Annotated in this window: 25 protein-coding genes; 11 read left to right on the top strand and 14 right to left on the bottom strand. The window is 63.0% G+C overall.

Annotated elements, in window-relative coordinates; all coding sequences use genetic code 11:
- Nucleotides 1–16: 16 nt before the first annotated feature.
- From HTIA_RS11700 to HTIA_RS11685, 4 genes are read right to left on the bottom strand one after another with little or no spacing between them, the layout of a single operon-like run.
- Nucleotides 17–1336 carry a Ni/Fe hydrogenase subunit alpha gene (locus tag HTIA_RS11700; protein ID WP_008526674.1) on the bottom strand — a complete coding sequence of 440 codons (1320 nt, stop codon included), beginning with the start codon at nt 1334–1336 and terminating at the stop codon, nt 17–19.
- Complete coding sequence (locus tag HTIA_RS11695) at nt 1333–2193, bottom strand: NADH-quinone oxidoreductase subunit B family protein (RefSeq protein ID WP_008526675.1); 861 nt, start codon at nt 2191–2193, stop codon at nt 1333–1335. The genes HTIA_RS11700 and HTIA_RS11695 overlap by 4 nt, the downstream gene beginning before the upstream one ends.
- Entirely contained in the window at nt 2190–3050 is an 861-nt protein-coding gene (locus HTIA_RS11690) for an FAD/NAD(P)-binding protein (RefSeq protein WP_008526676.1), read from the bottom strand. Before HTIA_RS11690 ends, HTIA_RS11695 begins: the two co-directional genes overlap by 4 nt.
- Nucleotides 3043–4080, bottom strand: coding sequence for a 4Fe-4S dicluster domain-containing protein (locus HTIA_RS11685; RefSeq protein WP_008526677.1), 1038 nt, complete (start codon nt 4078–4080; stop codon nt 3043–3045). Before HTIA_RS11685 ends, HTIA_RS11690 begins: the two co-directional genes overlap by 8 nt.
- Nucleotides 4081–4274: 194 nt before the next feature.
- On the opposite strand from HTIA_RS11685, the gene HTIA_RS11680 reads away from it, so the two are divergent.
- Both HTIA_RS11680 and HTIA_RS11675 read left to right on the top strand, forming a co-directional pair.
- Complete coding sequence (locus tag HTIA_RS11680) at nt 4275–4754, top strand: pyruvoyl-dependent arginine decarboxylase (RefSeq protein WP_008526678.1); 480 nt, start codon at nt 4275–4277, stop codon at nt 4752–4754.
- A gap of 94 nt (nt 4755–4848) precedes the next feature.
- Nucleotides 4849–5205 (top strand): DUF5811 family protein, encoded by a 357-nt coding sequence (locus HTIA_RS11675; RefSeq protein ID WP_008526679.1) that lies wholly within the window; start codon nt 4849–4851, stop codon nt 5203–5205.
- Nucleotides 5206–5231: 26 nt separating this feature from the next.
- Here the strand turns inward: HTIA_RS11675 and HTIA_RS11670 are convergent, their stop codons facing one another.
- Nucleotides 5232–6164, bottom strand: coding sequence for an alpha/beta hydrolase (locus HTIA_RS11670; RefSeq protein ID WP_008526680.1), 933 nt, complete (start codon nt 6162–6164; stop codon nt 5232–5234).
- 291 nt (nt 6165–6455) lie between these two features.
- Here HTIA_RS11670 and HTIA_RS11665 point away from each other — a divergent pair, with 291 nt between their 5' ends.
- The gene (locus HTIA_RS11665) at nt 6456–6620 is read left to right on the top strand and encodes a hypothetical protein (protein ID WP_158413125.1); all 165 of its coding nucleotides are present in this window, start codon (nt 6456–6458) and stop codon (nt 6618–6620) included.
- A 137-nt stretch (nt 6621–6757) separates the two neighbouring features.
- On the opposite strand, the gene HTIA_RS11660 is transcribed toward HTIA_RS11665, so the two are convergent.
- Nucleotides 6758–6976, bottom strand: coding sequence for a DUF7561 family protein (locus HTIA_RS11660; RefSeq protein WP_008526682.1), 219 nt, complete (start codon nt 6974–6976; stop codon nt 6758–6760).
- Complete coding sequence (locus tag HTIA_RS11655; RefSeq protein WP_008526683.1) at nt 6973–7278, bottom strand: hypothetical protein; 306 nt, start codon at nt 7276–7278, stop codon at nt 6973–6975. Before HTIA_RS11655 ends, HTIA_RS11660 begins: the two co-directional genes overlap by 4 nt.
- A 126-nt stretch (nt 7279–7404) precedes the next feature.
- On the opposite strand from HTIA_RS11655, the gene HTIA_RS11650 reads away from it, so the two are divergent.
- Complete coding sequence (locus tag HTIA_RS11650; RefSeq protein ID WP_008526684.1) at nt 7405–8595, top strand: lycopene cyclase domain-containing protein; 1191 nt, start codon at nt 7405–7407, stop codon at nt 8593–8595.
- Nucleotides 8596–8682: 87 nt separating this feature from the next.
- The gene (locus tag HTIA_RS11645; protein WP_008526685.1) at nt 8683–8877 is read left to right on the top strand and encodes a cold-shock protein; all 195 of its coding nucleotides are present in this window, start codon (nt 8683–8685) and stop codon (nt 8875–8877) included.
- An 80-nt stretch (nt 8878–8957) separates the two neighbouring features.
- Here the strand turns inward: HTIA_RS11645 and HTIA_RS16880 are convergent, their stop codons facing one another.
- A complete protein-coding gene (locus HTIA_RS16880; protein ID WP_008526686.1) occupies nt 8958–9131 on the bottom strand; it encodes a hypothetical protein in 174 nt (57 codons plus the stop codon).
- Nucleotides 9132–9248: 117 nt separating this feature from the next.
- On the opposite strand from HTIA_RS16880, the gene HTIA_RS11640 reads away from it, so the two are divergent.
- Both HTIA_RS11640 and HTIA_RS11635 read left to right on the top strand, forming a co-directional pair.
- The gene (locus tag HTIA_RS11640) at nt 9249–10016 is read left to right on the top strand and encodes a hypothetical protein (protein WP_008526687.1); all 768 of its coding nucleotides are present in this window, start codon (nt 9249–9251) and stop codon (nt 10014–10016) included.
- Between the two features lie 187 nt (nt 10017–10203).
- Entirely contained in the window at nt 10204–10464 is a 261-nt protein-coding gene (locus tag HTIA_RS11635; RefSeq protein ID WP_008526689.1) for a hypothetical protein, read from the top strand.
- A gap of 100 nt (nt 10465–10564) precedes the next feature.
- On the opposite strand, the gene HTIA_RS11630 is transcribed toward HTIA_RS11635, so the two are convergent.
- The 6 genes from HTIA_RS11630 to HTIA_RS11605 all read right to left on the bottom strand — a co-directional run bounded on the left by HTIA_RS11630 (nt 10565) and on the right by HTIA_RS11605 (nt 19442).
- A complete protein-coding gene (locus HTIA_RS11630) occupies nt 10565–11785 on the bottom strand; it encodes an RNA-guided endonuclease InsQ/TnpB family protein (RefSeq protein WP_008526690.1) in 1221 nt (406 codons plus the stop codon).
- 265 nt (nt 11786–12050) lie between these two features.
- Nucleotides 12051–14261 carry an ABC transporter ATP-binding protein gene (locus tag HTIA_RS11625; protein ID WP_008526693.1) on the bottom strand — a complete coding sequence of 737 codons (2211 nt, stop codon included), beginning with the start codon at nt 14259–14261 and terminating at the stop codon, nt 12051–12053.
- The gene (locus HTIA_RS11620) at nt 14258–15409 is read right to left on the bottom strand and encodes an ABC transporter permease (protein WP_008526694.1); all 1152 of its coding nucleotides are present in this window, start codon (nt 15407–15409) and stop codon (nt 14258–14260) included. Before HTIA_RS11620 ends, HTIA_RS11625 begins: the two co-directional genes overlap by 4 nt.
- On the bottom strand, nt 15390–16400 hold the full coding sequence (locus tag HTIA_RS11615) for an ABC transporter permease (protein ID WP_008526696.1): 1011 nt from the start codon (nt 16398–16400) through the stop codon (nt 15390–15392). The genes HTIA_RS11620 and HTIA_RS11615 overlap by 20 nt, the downstream gene beginning before the upstream one ends.
- Nucleotides 16401–16459: 59 nt before the next feature.
- Nucleotides 16460–18316 (bottom strand): ABC transporter substrate-binding protein, encoded by a 1857-nt coding sequence (locus tag HTIA_RS11610; RefSeq protein WP_021029570.1) that lies wholly within the window; start codon nt 18314–18316, stop codon nt 16460–16462.
- 214 nt (nt 18317–18530) lie between these two features.
- Complete coding sequence (locus HTIA_RS11605) at nt 18531–19442, bottom strand: hypothetical protein (RefSeq protein WP_008526700.1); 912 nt, start codon at nt 19440–19442, stop codon at nt 18531–18533.
- 113 nt (nt 19443–19555) lie between these two features.
- Here HTIA_RS11605 and HTIA_RS11600 point away from each other — a divergent pair, with 113 nt between their 5' ends.
- The 4 genes from HTIA_RS11600 (at nt 19556) to speB (ending at nt 22940) form a co-directional block, all read left to right on the top strand.
- Nucleotides 19556–19912, top strand: a complete 357-nt coding sequence (locus HTIA_RS11600; RefSeq protein ID WP_008526701.1) for an Hsp20/alpha crystallin family protein — start codon at nt 19556–19558, stop codon at nt 19910–19912.
- Between the two features lie 16 nt (nt 19913–19928).
- The gene (locus HTIA_RS11595) at nt 19929–21671 is read left to right on the top strand and encodes an ABC1 kinase family protein (RefSeq protein WP_020936393.1); all 1743 of its coding nucleotides are present in this window, start codon (nt 19929–19931) and stop codon (nt 21669–21671) included.
- A gap of 72 nt (nt 21672–21743) precedes the next feature.
- Nucleotides 21744–22118, top strand: coding sequence for a translation initiation factor IF-5A (locus HTIA_RS11590; protein WP_008526704.1), 375 nt, complete (start codon nt 21744–21746; stop codon nt 22116–22118).
- Complete coding sequence (gene speB, locus HTIA_RS11585) at nt 22119–22940, top strand: agmatinase (RefSeq protein WP_008526705.1); 822 nt, start codon at nt 22119–22121, stop codon at nt 22938–22940.
- The last annotated feature ends 36 nt before the right edge of the window (nt 22941–22976 follow it).

Raw genomic sequence — 22976 nt, 5'->3', positions numbered from 1 at the left:
CTGGCTGCTCTTCCGATCATGCCGCCTCACCGACGAACTCGACGTCGAGGTAGTGAGTCGAACAGGAGATACACGGGTCGTAGGCTCGCACGAGCATCTCCAGGGTGTGTTTGACGTCGTCTTCGGGTCGTTCGATGATCGTCGGCACCAGCGTCTCCATGTCGCGCTGGATGTTGCCGTGGTTCTGGTTGGTCGGAATGACGCAGTTTGCCTCGGTCACCTCGCCCGCGTCGTCGTAGGCGTACTCGTGGAAGAGCACGCCGCGAGGTACCTCGATGGCCCCGATTCCTGATCCGGCAGTCGGGTCGATCTCCGGGACGTGGTAGTTCGACTGGGGGGCGAGCCCGTCGGCAAGCACCGCCTCGATCAGCCGGACGGACTCGGCGAGCAGGTGGGCGACCTCGACGAGCTGGGCGACGTTGTTGAGGTACGGGTTGTGGACAGGCGGCTCCAGGCCGAAGCGATCGACGATGTCCGCCGCCCGCGGGGCAAGCTGGTCGGCGTTGTTGTTGAAGCGGGCCAGTGCGCCGACCATGTACGAATCGCGTTCGTGGCGCGCGAACTTGGCCGTCGAGTGCTCGACGACGTACTCGTTGGCCACGTCCCGGTAGTCGGAGACGGGGATCTCGCCGACGTCCGAGGAGTGGATCGTGCCCTCGGCGAAGGCGTACTCCTCGGGATGGGTCAGCGAGATGTACTCGGTCTCGCGTTCGAAGTCGGGGAGTTCGTCGGCCAGCACCGCGAGCAGATCGGCGAGGTCCGCAACCGCGTCCCAGCTGTTGACGAGTCGATCGAGCAGCGCTTCGAGTTCGCGTTCCTCGGGAAGCTGGGAGAAGCCACCGGGGAGCAGCCGCTGGGCGTGGACTGAACGGCCAGTGACGACTTCGGTCAGCTCGTTACCCAGCCGGTGGAGGTCGATGACCGTCTGGAGTTCGTCCGGATGGGTCTCGGCCAGCGGCAGGACGGACTTCTCACCGACCAGGTCCGGCAGGGCGAGATAGCCCAGGTGCAGGACGTGACTCTGAAGCGTCTCGCCGTAGAGCGCGAGTTTGCGGAGCCGCCGGTCCTGCTCGGAGACGGAGACGCCCATCGCAGCCTCGGTCGCCTGCAGCGAGGCGATGGTGTGGCTGACCGAGCAGATGGCACAGATCCGCGAAGTGACGTGATGGGATTCGCGGAACGACCGGCCGACGAGCATCGACTCGAAATACCGTGGGGATTCGACGACCTGCCACTCGCAGGTTTCGAGTTCGCCGTCCTCGACGTTCACCACGATCGAGCCGTGGCCTTCGACCCGGGTGACGAGGTCGCCCTCGACGTCGATCGTGTGGCTCATCGTGCCCCTCCGTCGCCGATGGGTAGGTGGTCATCGTCGGCGACGGGTCGGTTCCCACCGTCGCCGACAGTTCGTTGCTCGCGTTGCCAACCCCAGTAGAGTTGATACTCCTCGATTACTTCCTCGGTGGTCAACCCGTTGGCTTCGAGGACGTCCGTGTAAGCGTCCTCGTTCGGATGGTCGACCATGCCCCGACAGCCCCAGCAGTGGGTCCCAGCCGAGACGCAGGTCGCCGAACAGCCGCCGCGGGTGATCGGCCCGAGACAGGTCTCGCCGCGCTCGAAGGCACAGGTGTTCTCCGCGAACTTGCACTCCAGGCAGACGGGATAGTTGGGGATCGACGGTTCGGCCCCGTTGACCAGCGCCGTGACCGCCTGGACGAACTCCTCGCGGTCGATCGGACAGCCGGGGATCTCGTAGTCGACCGCGATGACGTCTCCGATCGGCCGGGCGGTCGGATAGGACGTGATCGAATCGGCGTCCTCCCCGTAGACCCGCTCCGTGACGGTCTCGAAGTCCTGGTCGTTGCGCAGGGCGTTGATACCCCCGAAGGCGGCACACGAGCCCAGCGCGACGACGGCGTCGGCGTGGTTCCTGATCCGGGTCAGCCGACGTTCGTCGTGGGCCGTCGCGACGCCGCCCTCGACGAAGGCGATCTCGTAGTCGTCGCTGTGGTCGGTCATGGCTTCACGGAAGCTGACGACCTCGACGACCTCGACGAGGTCGAGCAGCCGGTCTTCGAGGTTGATCACCTGTAGCTGATCGCCCTCACACCCCGTGAAGTCGAAGAAGGCGACCCGGGGTCGGTCCCGCGGTCGCCGCCCGTCGCCGTCCGACGGCGCGCTCGCGTCGCTCATACTTCCGCCTCCTCCTTGTCGCGGACGGTCGGATAGTGAAACACCGGCCCGTCGAGACAGACGTACAGTTCGTTGAGCTGGCAGTGCCCACAGAGTCCCCGACCGCAGTGCATGTTGCGTTCCAGAGAGAGGTAGATACGGTCGTCGGCAAGCCCCTTCTCCCGGAGGGCCTTGATGACGAAGCGGTACATCACGGGCGGGCCACAGACGAGTGCGACCGTCGTGTCGGGGTCGAATTCGAGTGGCGGAATGAGCGACGTAATGACACCGGTATTGCCGTCCCACTCCTGACCCACGGGCACCTCGTCGACTGTCTCGCGGTAGTCCATCTCCTCGGAGCCAGCCCACGACTCGAGTTCGTCCGGGAACAGCTGTTCGGCGGGCTCCGTACAGCCGTACAGCGTCGTCAACTCGCCGAACTCCCCGGGGCGGTCCAGGGCGTAGTTGATCACCGAGCGCAACGGCGCGAGTCCGATCCCGCCAGCGATAAACAACAGATCCTCGCCGGCGATGGCGTCGACGTCGAACCCCTGGCCGTACGGGCCGCGGATGCCGACCACGTCACCCGCTTCCAGATCGTGGATCGCGTTGGTGACGTTGCCGACCGCGCGGATACACAACTCGAAGGGGCCGCCCTTGGTCGGCGAGGACGCGATCGAGAACGGTGCTTCACCGACGCCGGGGACGAACAGCTGAACGAACTGGCCGGGATCGTGATCCAGGCTCACGCCGTCGGGTAGGTCGATCACGAACAGCTTGTCGTCGTCCGTGTGGTCGTCGATCCAGACGATCCGGCCCTCGGTGGGCTGGTACTCGCTCTCGCCGTGTTCGAAGCGCTTTCGGGCCTGGCTACGCATAGTGGGCCTCCCGAAGTTCGTTGTAGACCTCACAGGGGTCGGCCACGTCGGCGACGCAATGGCGGGTACACCGGCCACACCCGACGCAGGCGACGTCGCCGTATCGTTCGTAGACGTACCAGCCCTTGCGCATGAACCGATGGCGGTGGCGTTGGGCGACCTCCTCCCGGAAGTTCTCGCCCTGGGCAACCGTCGCGAAGTCCTCGAGCAGACAGCCGTCCCACCGGCGTTCCTGTCGGCCGCTGTCGCCCTCGAGGTCGCGAATCATATCCACGCTGAAACAGAAGCAGGTCGGACAGACCACGTTGCAGGTGCCACACGAGAGACACTGTTCGGCGTACTCGGCCCAGAAGTCCATGTCGTCGTAACTGGCTTCGAGCAGCGTCGGGAGTTCCGCCGGCGGGAACGCGAGTTCGCGGTCGAACTCGGCTTCGAGGTCCGCCTCGATCTCGGCGACGCGCTCTACCTCCTCGGCGCTGGCGTTCCGGGTCGGCACTGACTCCAGCAACTGATCCCCCTCGAAGGTCCCGATGTCGACGGCGACGGCGTCACCGAGATCGGTCACCATGAGGTCATACCCCGAGTCGACCGTCGCCGTCCCCATGCTTGCGGCGAAGCAAGTGTCGGCCACGTCCTGCATAGTCACCCCGATGAGCACGGAGTTCTCCCGTTTCCGGCGATATGGTTCGTCCTGCAGCGTATCGATGAAGATCTTGTCGAGGTGGGCGATCGCCGCCAGGTCGTAAGGATGGACGCCGACGATGATGCGACCCGTCGGATCGGCTTCGGCCCGCATCTCGTAGTCGTCGTCACTCCGATCGTAGGTCAGTAACGTCTCGCGCTGTGGCATGACGTACTTCTTCGGCGACAACGCCGTGAGATCGTGTGCCAGGGCGAGGTCCGCAGCCGATTCCAACCGGTCGAAGACGTATTGCTCCCCGTCCGCCTGTACTCCAACCACATCCCGTGGATCTGACGCAATCAACTCGTCGATCAGCGTCGCGAACTCCGATTGCTCGATTACTTTCATACTTGTCTCCCCGAGACAGTGTGAGCGTCACTCACGCGTCTCTTGGCCCCAAGAGTGTCAGTGGCGGTGTAAGTTCTGCCGGCCGTTCCCAGTTTATGAGAAACTACCATTATAATGGTCGTTCTTGCATATTCAGCCGGAGGCACAAGTCCCGAACGACGGACTTTACTTGCCGCTCGCCCGAATTTCCGGTGATGGGAACGATTCGGATCGTCACAGGGACAGGCCACGGGCCGACACCAACGGCCGCCTACGACGCCGCCCTGGCCGAGGCCGGCGTCCACAACTACAACCTCGTGACGCTGTCGTCGGTCATCCCCGCCGACGCGACGATCGAGCGCGTCGGGACGGCCCCGGACCTCGGGCCAGCGGGACACGGGCAGTACGTCGTGCAGGCAGCGGAGACGACAGCCGACGGCGAGGCAGCGGCGGCGATCGGCTGGACGCGCGAGGCCGATGGCCCGGGCATCTTCTATGAAGTCTCCGGGTCGAACGAGCGACGTGTGCGCGAAGACATCGAAGCCGGGCTCGCGTCCGGTCGCGACCTCCGGGAATGGGAGTTCGGCGACGACCACGTCGCACTCGAGACGGCGAGGACCACCGAGAACGACGACGAATACACGTCTGCGATCGTCCTGGCGGTCTACGGCCGAACGCACACGTTGATCGAATAGTGGCAGTGGCAGGGACCGCTCGCCAAATACGTCGTCTCGAAGACACAAGTCGGCGCGTTTATACCGGCCCCTCGCATACATCCGAGAACGATTCATGTATGGAAATTCGCCGGTCTCCGGGCAGTCGGAGCCTGACGTCGAACTCACGCCGGAAGAGCGTCGGTCGCTCCGGAACGATCTCTCCCGTGTCGCCGCCAAGACGCGGGAGTTGCTGCCCGGCGAGTTCGTCGTGGGCTCGGAACTGTCGAGCGGGGCCAGCGGCCCCGAAGCGATGATCGCCGTCCAGCCGCCAGTCGGGTCGCCAGTGAGTGCCGGATACACCCCCGAACCGGACACCGACCTCCGGATCGACGACCAGGAGTGTACGGACCTCGCCCAGGGCCTCGCCGCCAGCGCAGCTCTCCAGGTCAAGCAGGCGATGGGCAACGACGACACGCCGACGGCGCAGTAACTCTTCTCGCCACGTCGGGACGATTTTCACGACCGATCGACCGCATCAGCGATATCAGTAGCGATGTCGCCGACGACCTCCTCGGCCCGGTCGATCCTCGGCGAGGTCGCGAACCCGTGAATCATGTCCGGGTAGTGGCGATGGGTGACGTCGACGCCATCGGTCGCAAGTCGTTCGGCATAGTCGACGCCACCGTCCCGGAGCGGATCGAACCCCGCAGTCACGACCGTCGCGGGGGCGACACCCGCGAGATCACAGGCCGCCGCCGGATCGGCGTACGGATTGCGCTGGTGAATCTCGCCGTCGTAATAGCAATCTTCGAACCACTCGATATCGGCGAGTGAGAGCACGATGCCGTCGTTCTGCCGGACGGACTCCTGGCCCTCGTGGATGCCGATCCCGGGGTAGAGCAGTGTCTGGTAGTCGATGTCGGGTTCGCCTCGGTCCCGGGCCATGAGTGCGACGACAGCCGCGAGGTTCCCGCCGGCGCTGTCGCCCGCCACCGCGAGTGTCCCGTCGGAAGCGAGCCGGTCGGGGTTGTCCGCGGCCCACTGCGTGGCTGCGTAGGCGTCCTCGACAGCCGCCGGAAACGGGTGTTCGGGGGCGAGCCGATAGTCGACGGAGACGACGACCGCGCCCGTCTCGCGGGTCAACTGCCGACACAGCCAGTCGTGAGTCCCGATACTCCCGAGGACGAACCCACCGCCGTGGAAGAAGACGATCGTCGGGTACGGCCCGGGCGCATCCGGGCGGTAAAGACGGACGCGGAGGTCACTTTCGGGCCCTGGGATGGAGCCGTCAGTGGTCGCGCCGACCGCTGGCGGATCGCGGTTGCCGAACCAGGTACTCACCCGCTGCAGCAAGCGCAAGACCCGGTGATCGTGATCGGCGATCGGCGAGATGCCGAGCCGTCGGTCGACGACGGCCTGTGCCTGTGGGTCCATCTCGTCTGCGCGCATTGGGGTCGATATAGAGCGTCGATGCCAAAAGAGTGGTGCGAAGCCGTCAGTCGTCAGTGCCAAGAGAGCCGGACAGACAGCATGGCCGGTCTGAAACCCCTGTCATTCGTGTGGAAATCGCCACAGTGGACACCGTCAGATACCCGCAGCCACCCTCGTGAAGCCGACCCACGTACCGGTAATTGCGCTCCCGAGATCTACGTTACGCTCATACCAGCCGCTAAGGGATGTGGCAACTATCTGCTCACCCGCGGATCGGACATCAGTGATCGCATGGCTGTGATCTTCAAAATGGAGTACCACCCGATCGGAAGCCCGCCGCGCCGGATCCGCGTACTCGACGGGTCGAACGCAGACCGCATCAGACGAGTCACCGAAGAGCGACAGGACGGTGAGTGGACCCAACTCGAGGCGGAAGTCATCGATTACTTCGAGTACGCGGACGAATCTGGCTAGGCGACGTGTCACGGTGCCCTGGCAGTGCTGATCCGAACCACATTCCTGTCGAACGGTTCAAATCCGGCGACGGTCGACAGGAAACCGGTGACCGCCGCAAGCGATCAACGGATTAGCGATCGCCGAGGGAGCGCCGCTCAGTCGTCTCGGGTCTCGAGTGCGGCCACGTCAGCCGCCTCGACCTCGCGGTGGTCGGGCAGCGCCTCGATGCAGTCCGAACACAGGAAGTGCTCGGTCCCATCGGCGAGTTCGAGGGTCATCCCGCCAGTGGCCGAGTGGTCAGCACCCCACATGTCGCCGATCCCGCCGGCGATCCGCACCTCGCGGCCACAGCCGTCACAGGGATCAGTCGTCATGACGATTCGTCGACGCCGTTGGGGTCCGGGATCTGTTGGCTTTCGAATCCGGGATCGACGTACTCCTCGCGTTCGCCCTCGGATACCAGCGCCCAGTCTTCGAGTTCGGGCTCGGCATAGCTTCCCTCCCACTCCTCGAACCAGTAGACGAACTCGTCGATCTCGAAGCGGAAGGCGAAATCCTCGACGGTCACTTCCTCGCCATCGGGGGTTTCGAGGACGTCCCCGATCCCGAATTGCGCGTAGCGGGTGAACTCGATCGCGAGGTTGTGCTTGCGGTTCTCGGGAAAATGTGCGGTCATGGTTCACCATTCGAGCAGCCGTCAGTAAGCGCTTTCGCCGCCGAGGAGCGTCCGAGATCGAAAATGACTCCCAGCAACACTTGAACGGTGCGACACGTCTTTGCGGATCGATACCGAGGAACACGCATGGCGATCGCCCGTCACCGGTCAGGCAGCGTCCCGGCGGCCCGGGCACTGGCGTCACAGGTCCATCCGGTGTTCATGCTCCCGCCGATTGCCGTCTCACTGACGGGATCGCTACTCGCCGCCCGGGCGACGGGTTCGTTCACACCCACAGTCGCCGCGCTGCACGCGACGGCTATCTTCGCGGCCGTCTACACGGCGCACGTCAAGGACGGCTACGTCGACTTCTTCGTCCGGAGCGAGGACGACGACCACCCGCTGTCGGTCGGCGGGTGTCGAGTAGCGTTACTCGCGGCTGGGCTCGTCTTCGTGGCCGCCCTCGCTGGCCTCTTCTTGACCGCTGGCGCAGGGGCCGCCGCGCTGACCGCGCCGACGTGGGCGCTTGGGTACTTCCACGCACCACAGTTGGACACACATCCCGTGACGGCGACGGGCGGGTATCCGGCCGGGATCGCGCTGTCGTTGCTGGGTGCCTACGTAGCGGGGGCCGGAACGGTCTCGAGGACGGTGCTCGGACTGGCGGGCGTGTTGCTCGCCGTCCTCCTGGGAATCAAGATCATCGACGACGCCCAGGACCTGGCGTACGACCGCTCGATCGACAAACGGACTGTAGCCGTCGTCCTCGGTCCGACGCGCGCACGCCGACTGGCGGAGGGGATACTGGCGGCTGGATTGCTCGGTGTGGCCGTTCTCGCTGCCGTCGGCGTTTTTCCGACGGAAACGATTCTCGCAGTCTTCGCGTTCGGGGCCGTGGCAGCTATCGCCCACCGGGCCGAGCCACGCCTGGCGACAATGCTGCTCGTCCGTGGTGCGTACGTCTTCCTCGCGGTGTTGCTCGTCGCGCTGTGGTACCGCCCGCTCGCTGGGCCGCTTCCCGTCGACATCGGTGTGCTCGGCCCCTATACCTACATCGCGACCGAGGTCGTCTTCGGCGCGTTCGCTCTGGCGCTGTTGTGGCGAGCCGACGCCATCCCAAATGCCGCCCGAACAATCGCCGTTCTGTATCCACTGGCGTACGTCTGGGACTGGTACACGCTCGAAGTCGGCGTCTTCGCCATCGAGCTTCGGACCGGAGTCAACCTGCTCGGGATTCCGATCGAGGAACACCTGTTCATGCTCGTCGTCCCGGCGCTGGTACTCGGTATCCACGAGACACTCCACAGATGGCGCGCCAGAAACGCCAGATGTGAATGACTTCCAACCACGGTGCATGTCTCACCGACCCGTGGTACGGTATCTCTCGGAACCCTTATACATCGGCCTCCCATTGGTAGAATTGCAATGGCAACTGGTACGGTCGATTTCTTCAACGACACTGGCGGTTACGGTTTCATCGAGACTGAGGATGCGGACGAAGACGTGTTCTTCCACATGGAAGACGTCGGCGGCCCGGACCTCGAAGAAGGACAGGAAGTCGAATTCGACATCGAACAGGCCGAGAAGGGCCCCCGCGCGACCAACGTCGTCCGCCAGTAAGGCTTTCGACGCGACTCGCGATTTCCTAATACACTATTTCACACACTGAGCCGCTGGCTTCGCCCGTGACCGAGTAGTGGTCACTTGGTGATATCAGCCAGGGGCACCAGCCGATGCTCCATCGTCGGCTTCGTATAGCCACTTGACTCCTCGGTGACACCGGCGGTGAACACCTCGACCTTCTGCTGGAGGACGTGGGGTTCGCCCTTGTTGTCGTGGATCACGTCGATCGACTCCCAGGCTTCGGCTTCCATACGGAAGCCAGCGGGCGGCCCGACCAAGAAGCTTCACCCCGCAATACGGGCCGAGCACGTTTCGATCTGCCGAGCAGAGCACAACGTTGATTCGGGGGCCCCGAGAAGTCGACGTCGATGGTGTCACTTGCCCTCCTGTTCGCAGGCCTCCTTGGGATCGCTGGCCTGACGCTGATTGCGCTCGGCGCGCGCGAGCTATGGTTCGCGTGGCAGATCTACCGTGGCGAGCCCCTCGCCGTCTACGAACTCCCGAACGAACTCGGCCCGGTCGAAGTCCAGGGCGTCGCCGAGCCCGACGAGGGGACGGTACAGTCGCCGATCTCCGGTTCGTCGAGTCTGATTTGTGAGTGGGAAGTCCAGGAACGCCGGACGACCAGCGCGGGAAAAGGAACCAACACGTACTGGAAGACCCTCGACGAGGGACTTCTCGGCGGTCCGTTCCGACTCGCCGACGACACGGCGAGCTGTCGGGTCGAACCCGCCGGGTCAGTTCGGCATCTGGAAGAACAGACTGTGACTGTCCCCGGCGGGACGAGCCTCCCCGATCGTCTCGCCGACTTCGTCGCCGGGAACGCGAACATCACCGCACAGGACGAGACAGTCGACCTCGGCGTCACTGAACTCCGACTGGGGAACGACCAGCGGTTTATCGAACGCCGACTCGACCCCGGTGAGGACTGTTTCGTCTACGGCCGGGCACAGTACGACACCGGGGCAGGCCAGCACGGCGGCGAGGTCAACGTCGTCATCGACGGTGATGGAATCCGGCGGTTTCTGATCGCCGACGGCCGCGAGCGCGGCGTCGCCTGGGACGTGGGGAAACTCGGCGTCGTCCCCGTCGCGATCGGTCTCGGCCTGCTGGCACTGGCAGTCGTGGTGGTGTGACGTGAGACTGCCCCGCACGGGCCGATCGAAGCCGGCCAGCGGGCACAGGAAACGCCGGTCGTTCGAATCGCCGCGGGAACGGCCCTCCCTCGAAACAGGTGACATCCACCCCGTCGTAAGCCGCGGGATTCTCTCCTCGCAAAAAATAGCCAATAGTTATCACTGTCACCCTGCACTCGGTACGTACATGAAAGAGGAATTCTGGACCGTCGTTTGTGATCACGTGCCGCGTCTCCGGTTCCTGTTCGCGACCCTGTCCGTCCTGTTCGTCCTGACGGTATTCTCACTCGCATTTACGACGGTGGGCTCGGCGTCGTACTACATCGCAGTGATCGACCTGATCCTGGTAGTGGCCGCGGCCGGAATGACGGTCTTTCTCCAGTGGCGCTGTGCGAAAAACGAACGGCGACGTGGTGAATGGCAGCCGGAAGAACGCCAAGACGAGTAAATCACCTACCTCGGCGTGAACGGAGAGGGACTTCGTCCCTCAAGCAGTCGGCCGTAGGCCGACGACGCCGAGGTTTGTCGGTGAACTCCCGGTCTATCCACTAGACCGTGGAAGGTGAGTAGTCACCATTCCCGTTCACTGTTCCCGACTTCAGGGCAAGGTGATAGGTTACCCCTCCAGAACCAGACTTGCGCCGATTCTGGATATATTTGTGTGCAATGTTTCGCGCCGCATTGTAGTCGCTGTGTAGCTCTTTGCCACATTTCTGGCACGCGAACTCGTCACCATCACGGTTGTCCTCGTGCGTAAAGCCACACCCCGTTTCGGAACACCGTTGACTGGTGTAGGCTGGATGCACTGTCCTAACCGAAATTCCTTCGGCCTTCGCCTTGTATTCGACTTGGCGTTTCAGTTCGTTGAATGCCCATTGCTGGAACTTCGAGGCGTTCGAGATACAGTCACGAATATTCTCCAAGTTCTCGAAGACAATGGTCGTACAGTTCTGAGAAACAGCTTCTTTGATCAGTTCCTTCGATGCTTGGTGCAAGAAGTCCTCTGACCAGTTAGCGAAAGTGTCACCGATGGACTGGATAGTGATGTGTGCGCTTCGTGTGCCCTGTTGTTGGAGGCGAGCGCGGCGGCGTTCGTACTCGCGGCGTTTGTGATTCAGCAGGTCGGCGTTCCCGATGAACGCGCCTGTGCTGGTGACTGCGAGATACCCGTCCACGTTCCGGTCTACGCCGAGAACGGTTGATTGGTTCTCGGCTTCTCCCGACGAATCTTCGCGTTCCTTCTTGACGGAGACGTGGAGATAATAGGTATCTGATTGGTGGTCGTACCGGAGCTTTGCGCCCTGTTTCTGCCATTCGTCGCTTTCCATATACTCGGCCTGAATCGAGTCGTCTGGATAGATGTATTCCGCATGAACGCGACTGCCACCATACGCGGCCAGTGAGCAATAACCGTCGAAGTAGGTGATTGCGTTCGTGTTGTAGACCGTTGTATTCGACGTGAACACCGGCTTTGAGGTGCGTTCACCCGCTTTCATTTTTTCAACGCACCCATCAAGTACGTTCGCGGCATGGTCTGCTGCGGCAACGGTCAGGTCAGCGTGCAATCCAGTGTCCTCACGAATGTCGTCGTAGACAAGGCGCTGGAGATGATTACCCGACGTAATCACGTACCCGTCGTCATCACCATCCCATCCCCGGTCTGCGAACCACTGTGTTGCGTCCCGAAACGTGTTCATCGTCCGTTTCAGGTCGTCACGGCGGTCGCTAGGGACGGAGAGCTTGACAACTGCGGTACGATTAATCTCCATCTATACGCCACTTGTGGCTCTATGTATATAAAAATTCAGGGGAGTAGGCCGGGTTGTTGATTGTTGTGTGATTCTCGGAGCTTACGCGATTCCCGCCCGCCGTGAACAGAGAGGGATCGGAGATCCCTCAGGCAGTCGGGCCTCGCCCGACGACGGCGGGACTCCCTCGCTGACTTAGGTGGGTTCGACTGTCGGACAACGAAATCGAGAGCAAAGCAGGACGCGGACAAAAACGGACGGTCGTGGGGAGACGAGCGATCCGGCTTCAGTCGTCGATCATCTCGTCGGTGACCGGCTCGCTATCCCAGTAGGGGTGGTCCTCACCGTACTCCCGGAAGCAACTCGAGGTGTGGAAGCCGTCGACGTCGATCTGTTGGGCCGCAGGCTTCTCCTTGATGCAGGCCTCGCGAGCTTCTGGACAGCGCGTGTGGAACCGACAACCAGAAGGTGGATTGATCGGGTCGGGGATGTCGATTTTGCGCATCGGCATCTCGCCGATATCGGCCTTCTCGGGGTCGATATTGGGCGTCCCCCATCGCAGGACGTCCGTATAGGGATGGGACGGATTCCGCGTAATCTGCTCGGCCGGCCCGATCTCGACGAACTCGCCGAGATACATCCCGGCGATGCGGCCGCCGGACTTCTGGGCGAGATATCGGGCGTTCGAGAGGTCATGAGAGATGAACAGGAACGACGTGTCGAACTCCTCCTGGAGCTCGAGCATCAGGTCCATCATCTCGACGCGCAAGGAGACGTCGAGCGCCGAGATGGCCTCGTCGGCCAGGATCAGGTCCGGGTTCATCAGCAACGCGCGACACAGCGCGACGCGCTGTTTCTCTCCGCCGCTGAGCTGGTGGGGATACCGTTCGCCGTACTCCGTCGCCGGCGTCAAGCCGACGTAGTTCATCAGCGTGTAGATCCGGTCGAGGCGCTCCCCGGTACTCATCTCGGGGTGGATCTGCTTGAGCGGAACCGACAGGATCGACTTTAGCCGACGGTTGGGATTGAGCGAACTCCCCGGGTCCTGGTGGATGATCTGCAATGACTTGCGGATCTCGTCCCAGGACATCTCGGCGTTGCCTTTCTTGGCCTCCACGAGGTCGACGCCGCGGTACTCGATGGACCCATTGGTGGGTTCCTGAAGTCCGAGGATCGTCTTCCCGAGGGTCGTCTTTCCACAGCCGGATTCGCCGACCAGCGCGACCACGTCCTGTTCGTAGATGTCGAGGTTGACGCCGTCGACGGCGCGGACGACGTTCGGATCGTCACCGAACATCGACTGGACGATCCCCTGTGACTGCTCGAAGTGGACTTCGAGGTCGTTGATGGAAATCAACGGCACCTCGTCCGGCGAGTGCCTGGCGCTGGTCGAGGTTTCCACTTCCTCACTGTCTACGCTCTCGACCTCCTGCTCGTAGACCAGTGGCATCGACTCCTGGGCCTCCTCCCAGCGGAAACACGCGGCGCCGTGGTCGTCATCGAGCAGGAACTGGTTGGGTTCGGCCTCGAGGCACGCGTCCTCGGCCAGTGGACACCGGGGGTGGAACGAACACCCCTGGGGGACGTTCAGCGGGTCCGGACTCGACCCCTCGATCGAGCGGTTCTGGTCGATCGGGGCGTCGATGTCCGGCGTCGAGTTCAACAGCATTCGCGTGTAGGGGTGGCCGGGATCCCTGAGCATCTTCTCTTTGGGCCCGACCTCGACCATCCGGAAGGCGTACATCACCGCCAGGCGGTCGGCCAGGCTGGCCACAAGCGCCAGGTCGTGCGTGATGAACACCATCGAGATGTCGTACTCCTGTTGGAGATCTCGGAGGAGCTGGAGGATCGAACGCTGCATCAGCAGGTCCAGAGCAGCCGTCGGCTCGTCCATGATCAACATCTCGGGATCGAGCACCATCGCCAGAGCCAACAGCGTGCGCTGGCGCATGCCGCCCGAGAGTTCGTGTGGATACGCACTCATCACGCGGTCGGGCTGCATGTAGAGGTCCGCGATGAGATCGCGAGCCCGCTGCATACCCTCCTTGACATTTTCGTCGTGGGCTTTCAGCGTTTCGACGAAATGGTCTTTGATCTGTTTGACGGGGTTGAACGAACTCATCGCCCCCTGGAAGACCATCGCGACTTCCTCCCAGCGCCACTGCCGGAGCTGTTCGTCGTTGAACTCGAGAATGTCGACAGCCTCGCCCTCCGAAGGCCGATATTCGATCGAGCCCTCGAGGACGCCGGGTTCCTCGACGGAGTCCATCATCGCTGAGACCAGCGTGGACTTGCCCGCGCCGCTCTCACCGACGATGCCGACGATTTCGCCGCGGCCGATGTCCATGTTGATGTCGTCGAGGACCCGTGAGATCCCCCGATCCATCTCGAAGGTGACCCGAACGTCGTCGAGACGCATGATCGGGTCGGGCTTCTCGACTTTCTCGACTTCGAGTGGCTGTTCGTCAGACGCCGCAGTCAGGTTGTCAGTACTCATTCGTTCATAACCTCCTCGACGTCGTCCTCGTCGGAATCAATTTGGTCGAACGACGACAGTTTCGTCCGGACCCGTGGGTTGAAGACGCGGTCCATCGACTGGGAGAGCAAGATCAGTCCCAGCGCCAGGAACAACATGGCGAGGACGGGTGGGAACAGCCAGTTCCAGATGCTGAGCCCAGCGATCGCGCCCTGGTCGTAGGCGTCGCTGATCATGACGCCCCAGTTGGCGACGTCCGTCGGCAGGACGCCGAGGTAGTACAACCCGACGGCCGAGAAGACCACGAACCGGGCCGCGGTGACGAAGTTGATCAGAATGTACGGCATCAGGTTCGGGATCACGTCCTTTAAGATGATCTTCCAGGAGCTGACGCCCATCGTCCGGGACGCCTCGACGTAGTTCTCCTGGCGCAGCGTCAACACCTGCGAGCGGATCGCCCGTCCGAGGCCGCCCCAGTAGTTGATCATGATGACCATCCCGATGGTCGCCGGCCGGAGGACGTTCAACGGCTCCGGGAGCCTACCGAGCTGGGCGAATCCGATGCCGATCCCGAAGACTTCCAGGTCCTGGAGCGCGAGCGCGAGGACCATCACGAGCGGGAGGCCGGGGATCGTCATCGCGATGTCGATGAACATCGAGATCGCCCCGTCGACGCGGCCACCCTTGTACCCCGCAACCGTCCCGAGGAGCGTCGCGATGACCGTCGCGAAGACACCGCCCGAAATGACCATGACCAGCATCTTCGGCGTCGAGTGGACGACGAGACCGAAGATGGACCGCCCAGTCTTTGTCGTCCCGAGCGGATACGACAGATCGTGGAACGTGGGGTACGCGAGGTTGAACCCTCCGAGGTTGAATAGACTATGCCAGTCGAACGCCGGTGTCAGCCGCAGTGCCGGCGTGAGATGCGTCTCGGGATAGGGAACCAGCCAGACGCCGATCGTCGCGACGAAGACGTACAGGAGGAGGATGAGTCCCCCAATGATGAACCGCCAGTCGTCGAGGACGACGACGCCCGGTTCGTAGATGCGGTTCCGATAGAACTCCCGGGCCTTGTCGCGGAGGCTCACCTCGACAGCGTCTTCCGCGTCGTAGGTCCACTGCAGTTCGTCTGCCGACGTCTCCGATTCAGAATGACTCACTTTCATCACCCGTCTTGATCCGCGGATCGACGAACCCATACGAGAGGTCAGCCAGGAAGATGCCGATCACTAGCGACAATGTAATCACCAGGAACGCCCCCATGAGGACGGGGTAATCACGGTAGTCGTACGCCTGGAACAACATCCAGCCTAGTCCCTTGTAATTGAACACGTCCTCGAGGACGATCGTCCCACCGAGGACCCACCCGAACGACAGCAACATCCCGGTGTACATCGGCAACACGGCGTTGCGGCCGACGTATCGGAGTGCGATGACGCGTTCGGGAAGGCCCCTGAGCTTTGCGACCTCGACGTAGCCCTTCCCGAGAATGGAGATACTGTTCCCACGCATCGAGAGCGCGCGAACGCCGTATCGCGAGATGACGATCGCCGCGATCGGAAGCGTGCCGTGATAGATCACGCTGTGGAGAAACGCCAGGTTGAAACCAGGGGTCACGTCGAGCGAGTATCGTCGTCCAGTCGGGAACCACCCGAGAGTCTGCCCAAAGATGAATACCAGAAGGATCGCCATGACGAAGAAGGGGATCCCACTGGCGAAGATCGCGATCGCCGAGTTGGCGGTGTCGAAGCGCGACCCTTCCCGGTAGGCCATGATCGCACCGAGCGTGATCGAGATCGCGAAGAAGAGGACGATCGAGACCAAGGTGATCATGATCGTCCACGGGAGACGAGTGGCCATGATCTCGGTAACAGGTGTGCCACCACCCGCGACCTGGATCGACGAACCCAGGCTTCCCTGGTGTAAGCCAACAATGTAGTCGATGAACTTTTGCGGGAGCGGTACGTCCGGATTGTATCCGAGGTTCGAGAGGACGACTTGGATCTGTTCTTCTGTATACCCTATCGACGAGAGCCGCCCTCTGATCCTGCTTGCCGGATTACCGGGAAGCATTCGGGTGAGGCCGAAGCTCAGGGTGATGACGACGTAGATCGTCACAATCGCCTTCGCCGTCCGTTTGACGTAGTAGTTTACCATCGGGTATTCTAAATTTGATGAATAATTGTTCGATCAGGCCGATACGCCAGGGGCGCGCTTCACTCGCCCTGCCACTGCATCTTTCCGACACGCGGAGCGTAGAACGTCGGCCACTTGACGTTGCCCGCCGGGTCGTCGGGGTCGGGAGCCGACAGCCGCCGTTCGCTGATCCAGGACTGCTCTACCTTGTTGATGACCGGCAGGTACGGGAGATCCTGATGGGAGACCCACGCGAGCTCCTGGACGATCGACTTGGCTTCGTCGCCGCTTGCTGTCGAGAGATCGTCGAGGCGCTTCTGGACGTTGACCGACATGGTGCCGTCGCCGTCCATCGCCGGAACCTCGATCTCGGCGCCTTCCTCGGCACCGGGGTAACTGTGGGCGTTGTTGTACGCACGGCCGAAGACCCAGTTCAGCGGGAAGTACGGGTGCGAGGACCGGGCGTTGCCAGGCGACCACGGACGGGCCGCCATCTTGAAGTTCCCTTCGCCGACGACCGTGTTGATGTTGTTGACACGGTTCATCTCCACGTCGAATCCGGCGTCCTGAAGCTGTGGGACCACAGCCTGGGTCGCCGTGACCCAGTCACTCCAGCTACTCGGCACGACGACCTCGAACGAGACGGTCTCGCCGTCCATTGCCCAGAACCCGCTTGAGTTCTTCTCGTAGCCGGCGTCCTGCATGACCTCTGCGGCCTTCTCTGCGCCGCCCTGCATTGCCGGGAACGCGCCGCCCACGTCGATCCAATCGTCCTGGACGTTCGCGGAGATGGCGGCCGGGGTCGGGAAGGCCTCCTTGATCTGTGCACCCGCGGCGGTGACGACCTCTTCCCGGTTGATGGCGTGGGTGATGGCCTGACGGACCGCTCGCTTCGAGATATGCGGCGCGGCCTCCTCGTCGTGGTTGAACACGTAGCCGACACCCCAGTAGCCGGGGAAGTTGTATTCCACCCAGTGGTCGGCCATTTCTGCCCGGATGTTCGATGGGGTGAAGGCACTCATGATCGTGTCGATCTGATCACCGATCATGGCCTCCCAATTACCCTGGTTGCCCGGGTAGTTCGGGAACCGGTAGCGCTCGAAGTTGACGTTGCCGGCGTCGGGGTGCTCGGGGTTGCGCACCATCATGTACTGCTCGTCGTCCATGCTCTCCGCGCCGAAGATACCGGAGACGTAGTCGGGCACCTGGGGTTCGCGACCCTGAATGTCGCTGGCAACGCCGTCTTCCTCGTCCTCCCAGTAGCGCTGGTAGAGCTCGTCGTAAGGCGCGTCCATCTTCGCCTGCTGGAGTTGCGAAAGGAGCGTGAACTCGACGATCGCCGGGTTGACTTCTTTGGTAGTCTCGATCTCGAGGGTCTTGTCGTCGACCTCGTTGAACGAGTCGAAGACTTCCGAGAACGCAGCCCCCGTCGCGAGGTTCATCACGGTGTTCGCCTTGATGTCCTCGGCTGTCACCTGATCGCCGTTCGCGTAGGTGTGGTCCTCACGGATGTTCAGCGTGATGGTCGTCCCGTCGACTGACCAGTCCTGGATGAGCCGCGGCATCCATTCGTTTTCCGTCATGTTGTACTGAGCATAGCGCTCGTACGCGAGCCAGCGGCCCCAGATGTTCGGCCACCCGGCGAACTGGGCGTTCCAGTCGAGCAGTTCCATCCCACGAGCGGCGGCGGATTCGACCGTGACGTCGTAGACGTCCGATTCGCCACCGTTCTCGTCACCGTTTCCGGTGCCACCGTTCTCGTCACCGTTTCCAGTGCCACCGTTCTCGTCACCGTTCCCGGTGCCGGATTCTGTGGTGTCCGTCTCGTCACCCTGACACCCGGCGAGCATGGTCGCGCCGGTCGCGCCAGCCAGCCGGATGAAATTACGGCGATTCACTACGTCTTCGAAACTCCCTGAAGACTGTTCACTAGCCATTGTCCGGGGATAAATCGAGAGGCCACCATAATAAATATTGTTATCTAACTATGTCAAGGGAGTTTTTCTTTACTCTCCTATTTGTTGGATACGGTACCATTAAGCCATCCCAGAGACGACGAACCACTCGTTGGCCAGCCGCTGGGGGAAAATGTAAATTTCCTGTCTTTCCCCAGCACAGGGCGCTACCGTACACCGGAGCGACAAGCGCCGATCACGACTCGTCGTCGACCGACTCGAGCCACTCGGCGGTGTCCGCGGCGAAGGCCGCCAGTTCATCGTCCTCAGCCTCCTCGGCGACCGTCCGGACAGTGTCGACGGCGTCGGTCGCACTGAGATAGCCGAGCGCTCGAAGTGATCGCGCCTGGAGTTGCGTCGAGCCATTGGGGAGCGTGGCCTCGACGCGCTCGGCGACCCCATCGGGGACGGCGTAGTCCTCAGCCGCCAGCGTCGAGACGATCTCGAGGAGGGGGCCGGCGACAATCTCGTTTTGGTCGTCAACGTACGGCCGAAGCGCCTCGAGGTGTGGGGCGATCGCGTCGGGATCGGTTTCGGCGACGGCGACGAGTGCTTTGGCCGTGAGTTCCCGGGCGTTCTCGTTCTGGGCGACGTTCTTGCCGACCTCCTCGCGGACAGGATCGTCCGGGTCCGCGAACGTCGTCTGTTTTGACTCTGGAAGTGTTGGCCCCTCCTGACCCAGGGCCGCAACGAGTTCCTCGGCGTGGCCTGCCACGACCGCAGGGCGCTCGAAGGCGAGCAACGCGACTGATTTCGCCGCGAGAAACCGTGTCAGTGGCGTCTCTCCAGTGAGTTCCCTGGTGAGCGCCTGGACACCCTTGGCAACAGCATCGGGTTCGTCCGGGACGAGGTGGCCGATGGCACCGAGCGCCGAGTGTTTGACAGCGAGGAAGTCGTCCTCGACGAACGTGAGGATATCGGGGATCAGTGGAGCGATCCGATCGGAATCGACGTAGCCGACCGCCTGGCAGACGTCCAGGGCCCGTTTGCGGACGATATCGTCGTCAGCTTCGAGAAACGGACGGACGTCCTCGGCGGTCACAGACGTCGGTTCCTCCTCGGCGCGCTCGACGAGGGACTCGACATCTCCCGTGGCGTTAGCTGTCATTACTGCACCGACGTTTCGAGCGAGGGCTTCTAACCTTTGTGATGTCACTTTCGAGGGGAATGTGCCTTGTGGGGACCACCGTGTTTTTGGACCTACCGCCCAAAGGGGAGGGTATGTCAGCACTCCGTGACGCACTTTCAGACCTCCCGTCGGCCGTCTTCGCCGACCTCCTGGAGTCGGAGTCGGCCTATCTGCTCGTGATCGACCTGCCCGGCGCGACCGCCGATACGGTCGAGGCACACACAGAGGGCCATCGGCTCAGCATCGAAGCCCGCCGCGCCAAGGACGTCCCGACTGACTTCGAGTACGTCTCCGAGGAGCGCTCGCTGTTCCTCGACGTCGACCTCCCGCTACCGCCGGACGTGAAAGCCGACGGAATCTCGGGCACTGTCGATCACGGTGTCCTCGAGATCACCCTCCCGAAGACGTCCGAGACCGAAACCGAATCGATCCCGATCGAGGACGCCTAGGGCGGGTGGAGAGTCGGTGCCCCTCCGTTCCTACCGGCGGTTCCTGGCGGTGCTCATCGAGTTCCTGCCGCTGGCGATCACGTACGCCCGCGACCGGCGGCGATTCCTGCTGTTCGGGTCGAGCCGATCGGTCTCCTCGGCCCAGCGCCACGAACGAGCCGAGACACTGTTGCAGTCGCTGCTCACCCTCGGTCCGACGTTCATCAAACTCGGCCAGATGCTCTCGACCCGGCCGGACATCCTCCCACCGGAGTACGTCACCGAGTTCTCGAAGCTGCAGGACCGCGTCCCGCCGGCCGACTGGGACGACGCCAGAGACGTCCTCGAGGACGAACTCGGCCCCGTCGAGGAGCGCTTCAGCGACTTCGACACCGACGCGATCAGCGGGGCGAGCCTGGGGCAGGTCTACTACGCCGAGATCGGGGGCGATTCCGTCGCTGTCAAGGTGCGTCGGCCGGGCGTCGAGGATCTGGTTCGGGCCGACCTCCGGGTCCTGCGGTGGATCCTCCCCATTCTGCTGTACTTCGTCGACGACGCTAGGTCGTTCTCCTTAGAGACGCTCGCCGACGAATTCGATCAGACGATCCGTCAGGAGATGGACTACGAGCGGGAGGCCCGGATGTTGACCGAGATCCGCGGGAATTTCGCGGGCGACGAGTCAGTCCGAATTCCGCCAGTCGTCGAGTCGCACTCGACGTCACGCGTCCTCACGATGGAATACATCGAAGGGACGAAGATCAGCGACGTCGACGAACTCGACAGGCTGGAGGTCGACCGGACACAACTCGCGGAGACGCTCGAACGGGCGTACTTCCAGATGATCGTCGAGGACGGCGTCTACCACGCCGATCCACACCCCGGAAACCTCGCCGTCCAGGACGACGGGACGCTGGTGTTCTACGACTTCGGGATGAGCGGTCGTGTCGATTCGTTCCTGCAAGAGAAGATCATCGACTTCTACATGGCCGTCGCCGAGCAGGACATCGACGCCATCCTCGACGCACTCATCGAGATGGGGACACTCTCCCCGGAAGTCGACCGGCAGGTCATGGCCGACGTCATGGAACTCGCCATCGCGGACGCGCGTGGCGAGGACATCGAACAATATCGCGTCCAGCAGATCATCCAGAGCGTCGAGGACACGATCTACGAGTTCCCGCTACGGCTCCCGGAAAACCTGGCGCTGGTCCTCCGGGTCGCGACCGTCGTCGAGGGAGTCGCCGTCACGCTCGATCCCGATTTCGACTTCATCTCGGTCGCGACTGACTTCCTGCGCGAGGAGGGGTACCTCGAAGAGAGCGCCCGGCAGTTCGTCACCGATCGCGTCGATGAGGTTCGAGACGCCGGTCGGTCAGCCGTCAGGGTGCCACCGAAACTCGAGACCACGCTCGACCGGATCGAACGCGACGACTTCTACGTCCGGGCGGACATCGAGGACTCGGACAACCTCCTGGACATTCTGGCGACCCGGCTGATCCTGGGAATGATCGCAGCCAGCGGACTCGTCTCGACGTCGGTGCTGTACTCGCTTTCGACAGTCCGGGCGACGCTGCTTGCCGCCCTCGTGACGGCGGTGTCGCTGTTTGCTCTCTATCGGTCGTTCCGCAAACGGCGGTCGATCCGGGCGAAGCCGCAGTTCACCCGCAACCAGATGCGCAAGCGCGAGGAAACCGCGGAGTCGGAACCGCCGTCGATCGGGGCCGACGGACCGATCGACGAAGGGGAGGCGAAAGTGGCCGAAGAAGATCGCTGGACGTAGGGGTCAGACCGGACGGAAGGCATCCCGACGCGTTCCAAACCGTTTATACTCGTCCCCGGATAATCCCGGCACATGGCAAAACAGCAGACCGAGGTTCGGGAACTCGACGAGGGGAGTTACGTGATGATGGACGACGAGCCCTGCAAGATCACGTCCTACAGTACGGCTAAACCCGGAAAACACGGTAGCGCAAAAGCCCGCATCGACGGCAAGGGCGTCTTCGACGGGAAAAAGCGCAGCCTCTCCCAGCCGGTCGACGCGAAGATCTGGGTTCCGATCATCGAGCGCAAACAGGGACAGGTCGTCTCGGTCTCGGGCGACGACGCCCAGGTCATGGATCTGGAAACCTACGAGACGTTCACGATGCGCGTCCCCGACGACGAGAGTCTCTCGCCCGACGACGAGATCGAGTACCTCGAACTCGAAGAGCAGCGCAAGATCGTATAGATGTATTTCCCCGGCGCGACTGCTGACCGGAACCGCGCCGACTACGCGGTCGTCGGTGCGCCACTCGACGTCTCGACGACGTTCCGGCCCGGCACCCGCTTTGGCCCCGCTCGCGTCCGGGAGCTCGCGGCCACTTTCGAGGACTACGACCACTACACGGACAGTCACTTCACCGATTGCGACGTCTACGACCACGGCGACGTCGGGGCCGCCGGGGCGATCGAGGACGCCGGCGAGTATCTCACCTATCTGGAAGGCGAACTCGGCGACCTGCGAGCCGGCGGCACTACGCCCCTGCTGGTCGGCGGCGAACACACCGTCACCGTCGCGGGCGTCCAGAGCGTCGACCCGGACGTATTCGTCTGTCTGGACGCCCATCTCGACCTCCGGGAGGCCTACGCCGGCAACCCATTGAGCCACTCGACGGTCACCCGCCACGCCCTCGACGTCGCTGATCGCGCGGTGATCCTCGGGGCACGCGCCGGCAGCGAGGCCGAGTGGGACCGCGCCGACGCCGAGGACGTGACGGTCGTCCCGCCCGGCGAAGTGAGCGAATGGACGCCCGATTTCGAGGACGAATCGGTCTATCTCAGCGTCGACGTCGACGCCGCCGACCCCGGATTCGCGCCCGGGACCGGGACGATGGAGCCGTTCGGCCTGACGCCGCGGGAGATGCACGACGTGGTTCGGTCGATCGCGCCGCAGGTCACCGGCTTCGACGTGGTCGAGGTCAACGACCGCGACGACGGCCAGACCGCGACGCTTGCGGCGAAGCTCCTGCGGGCGTTCGTCTACGAGCACGCGGCGGACGACAGTGAGTGATCGCGCCGTGAGCGTCAGAACTGCGTAGCTTTTTGC

Origin of the sequence: Halorhabdus tiamatea SARL4B (assembly GCF_000470655.1) — an archaeon.
Classification (GTDB): domain Archaea; phylum Halobacteriota; class Halobacteria; order Halobacteriales; family Haloarculaceae; genus Halorhabdus; species Halorhabdus tiamatea.
This window is presented reverse-complemented; position numbering and strand designations above follow the sequence as displayed.

Coding starts and splice junctions, on each gene's coding strand:
- HTIA_RS11610 (WP_021029570.1), bottom strand. CDS start 18,316: ATGGCTAGTGAACAGTCTTCAGGGAGTTTCGAAGACGTAGTGAATCGC.
- HTIA_RS11675 (WP_008526679.1), top strand. CDS start 4,849: ATGTATGGAAATTCGCCGGTCTCCGGGCAGTCGGAGCCTGACGTCGAA.
- HTIA_RS11695 (WP_008526675.1), bottom strand. CDS start 2,193: ATGAGCGACGCGAGCGCGCCGTCGGACGGCGACGGGCGGCGACCGCGG.
- HTIA_RS11680 (WP_008526678.1), top strand. CDS start 4,275: ATGGGAACGATTCGGATCGTCACAGGGACAGGCCACGGGCCGACACCA.
- HTIA_RS11615 (WP_008526696.1), bottom strand. CDS start 16,400: ATGGTAAACTACTACGTCAAACGGACGGCGAAGGCGATTGTGACGATC.
- HTIA_RS11650 (WP_008526684.1), top strand. CDS start 7,405: ATGGCGATCGCCCGTCACCGGTCAGGCAGCGTCCCGGCGGCCCGGGCA.
- HTIA_RS11665 (WP_158413125.1), top strand. CDS start 6,456: ATGGAGTACCACCCGATCGGAAGCCCGCCGCGCCGGATCCGCGTACTC.
- HTIA_RS11625 (WP_008526693.1), bottom strand. CDS start 14,261: ATGAGTACTGACAACCTGACTGCGGCGTCTGACGAACAGCCACTCGAA.
- HTIA_RS11670 (WP_008526680.1), bottom strand. CDS start 6,164: ATGCGCGCAGACGAGATGGACCCACAGGCACAGGCCGTCGTCGACCGA.
- HTIA_RS11635 (WP_008526689.1), top strand. CDS start 10,204: ATGAAAGAGGAATTCTGGACCGTCGTTTGTGATCACGTGCCGCGTCTC.
- HTIA_RS11700 (WP_008526674.1), bottom strand. CDS start 1,336: ATGAGCCACACGATCGACGTCGAGGGCGACCTCGTCACCCGGGTCGAA.
- HTIA_RS11685 (WP_008526677.1), bottom strand. CDS start 4,080: ATGAAAGTAATCGAGCAATCGGAGTTCGCGACGCTGATCGACGAGTTG.
- HTIA_RS11630 (WP_008526690.1), bottom strand. CDS start 11,785: ATGGAGATTAATCGTACCGCAGTTGTCAAGCTCTCCGTCCCTAGCGAC.
- HTIA_RS11640 (WP_008526687.1), top strand. CDS start 9,249: ATGGTGTCACTTGCCCTCCTGTTCGCAGGCCTCCTTGGGATCGCTGGC.
- HTIA_RS11605 (WP_008526700.1), bottom strand. CDS start 19,442: ATGACAGCTAACGCCACGGGAGATGTCGAGTCCCTCGTCGAGCGCGCC.
- HTIA_RS11645 (WP_008526685.1), top strand. CDS start 8,683: ATGGCAACTGGTACGGTCGATTTCTTCAACGACACTGGCGGTTACGGT.
- HTIA_RS11590 (WP_008526704.1), top strand. CDS start 21,744: ATGGCAAAACAGCAGACCGAGGTTCGGGAACTCGACGAGGGGAGTTAC.
- HTIA_RS11660 (WP_008526682.1), bottom strand. CDS start 6,976: ATGACGACTGATCCCTGTGACGGCTGTGGCCGCGAGGTGCGGATCGCC.
- HTIA_RS16880 (WP_008526686.1), bottom strand. CDS start 9,131: ATGGAAGCCGAAGCCTGGGAGTCGATCGACGTGATCCACGACAACAAG.
- HTIA_RS11600 (WP_008526701.1), top strand. CDS start 19,556: ATGTCAGCACTCCGTGACGCACTTTCAGACCTCCCGTCGGCCGTCTTC.
- HTIA_RS11655 (WP_008526683.1), bottom strand. CDS start 7,278: ATGACCGCACATTTTCCCGAGAACCGCAAGCACAACCTCGCGATCGAG.
- HTIA_RS11690 (WP_008526676.1), bottom strand. CDS start 3,050: ATGCGTAGCCAGGCCCGAAAGCGCTTCGAACACGGCGAGAGCGAGTAC.
- HTIA_RS11620 (WP_008526694.1), bottom strand. CDS start 15,409: ATGAAAGTGAGTCATTCTGAATCGGAGACGTCGGCAGACGAACTGCAG.
- speB (WP_008526705.1), top strand. CDS start 22,119: ATGTATTTCCCCGGCGCGACTGCTGACCGGAACCGCGCCGACTACGCG.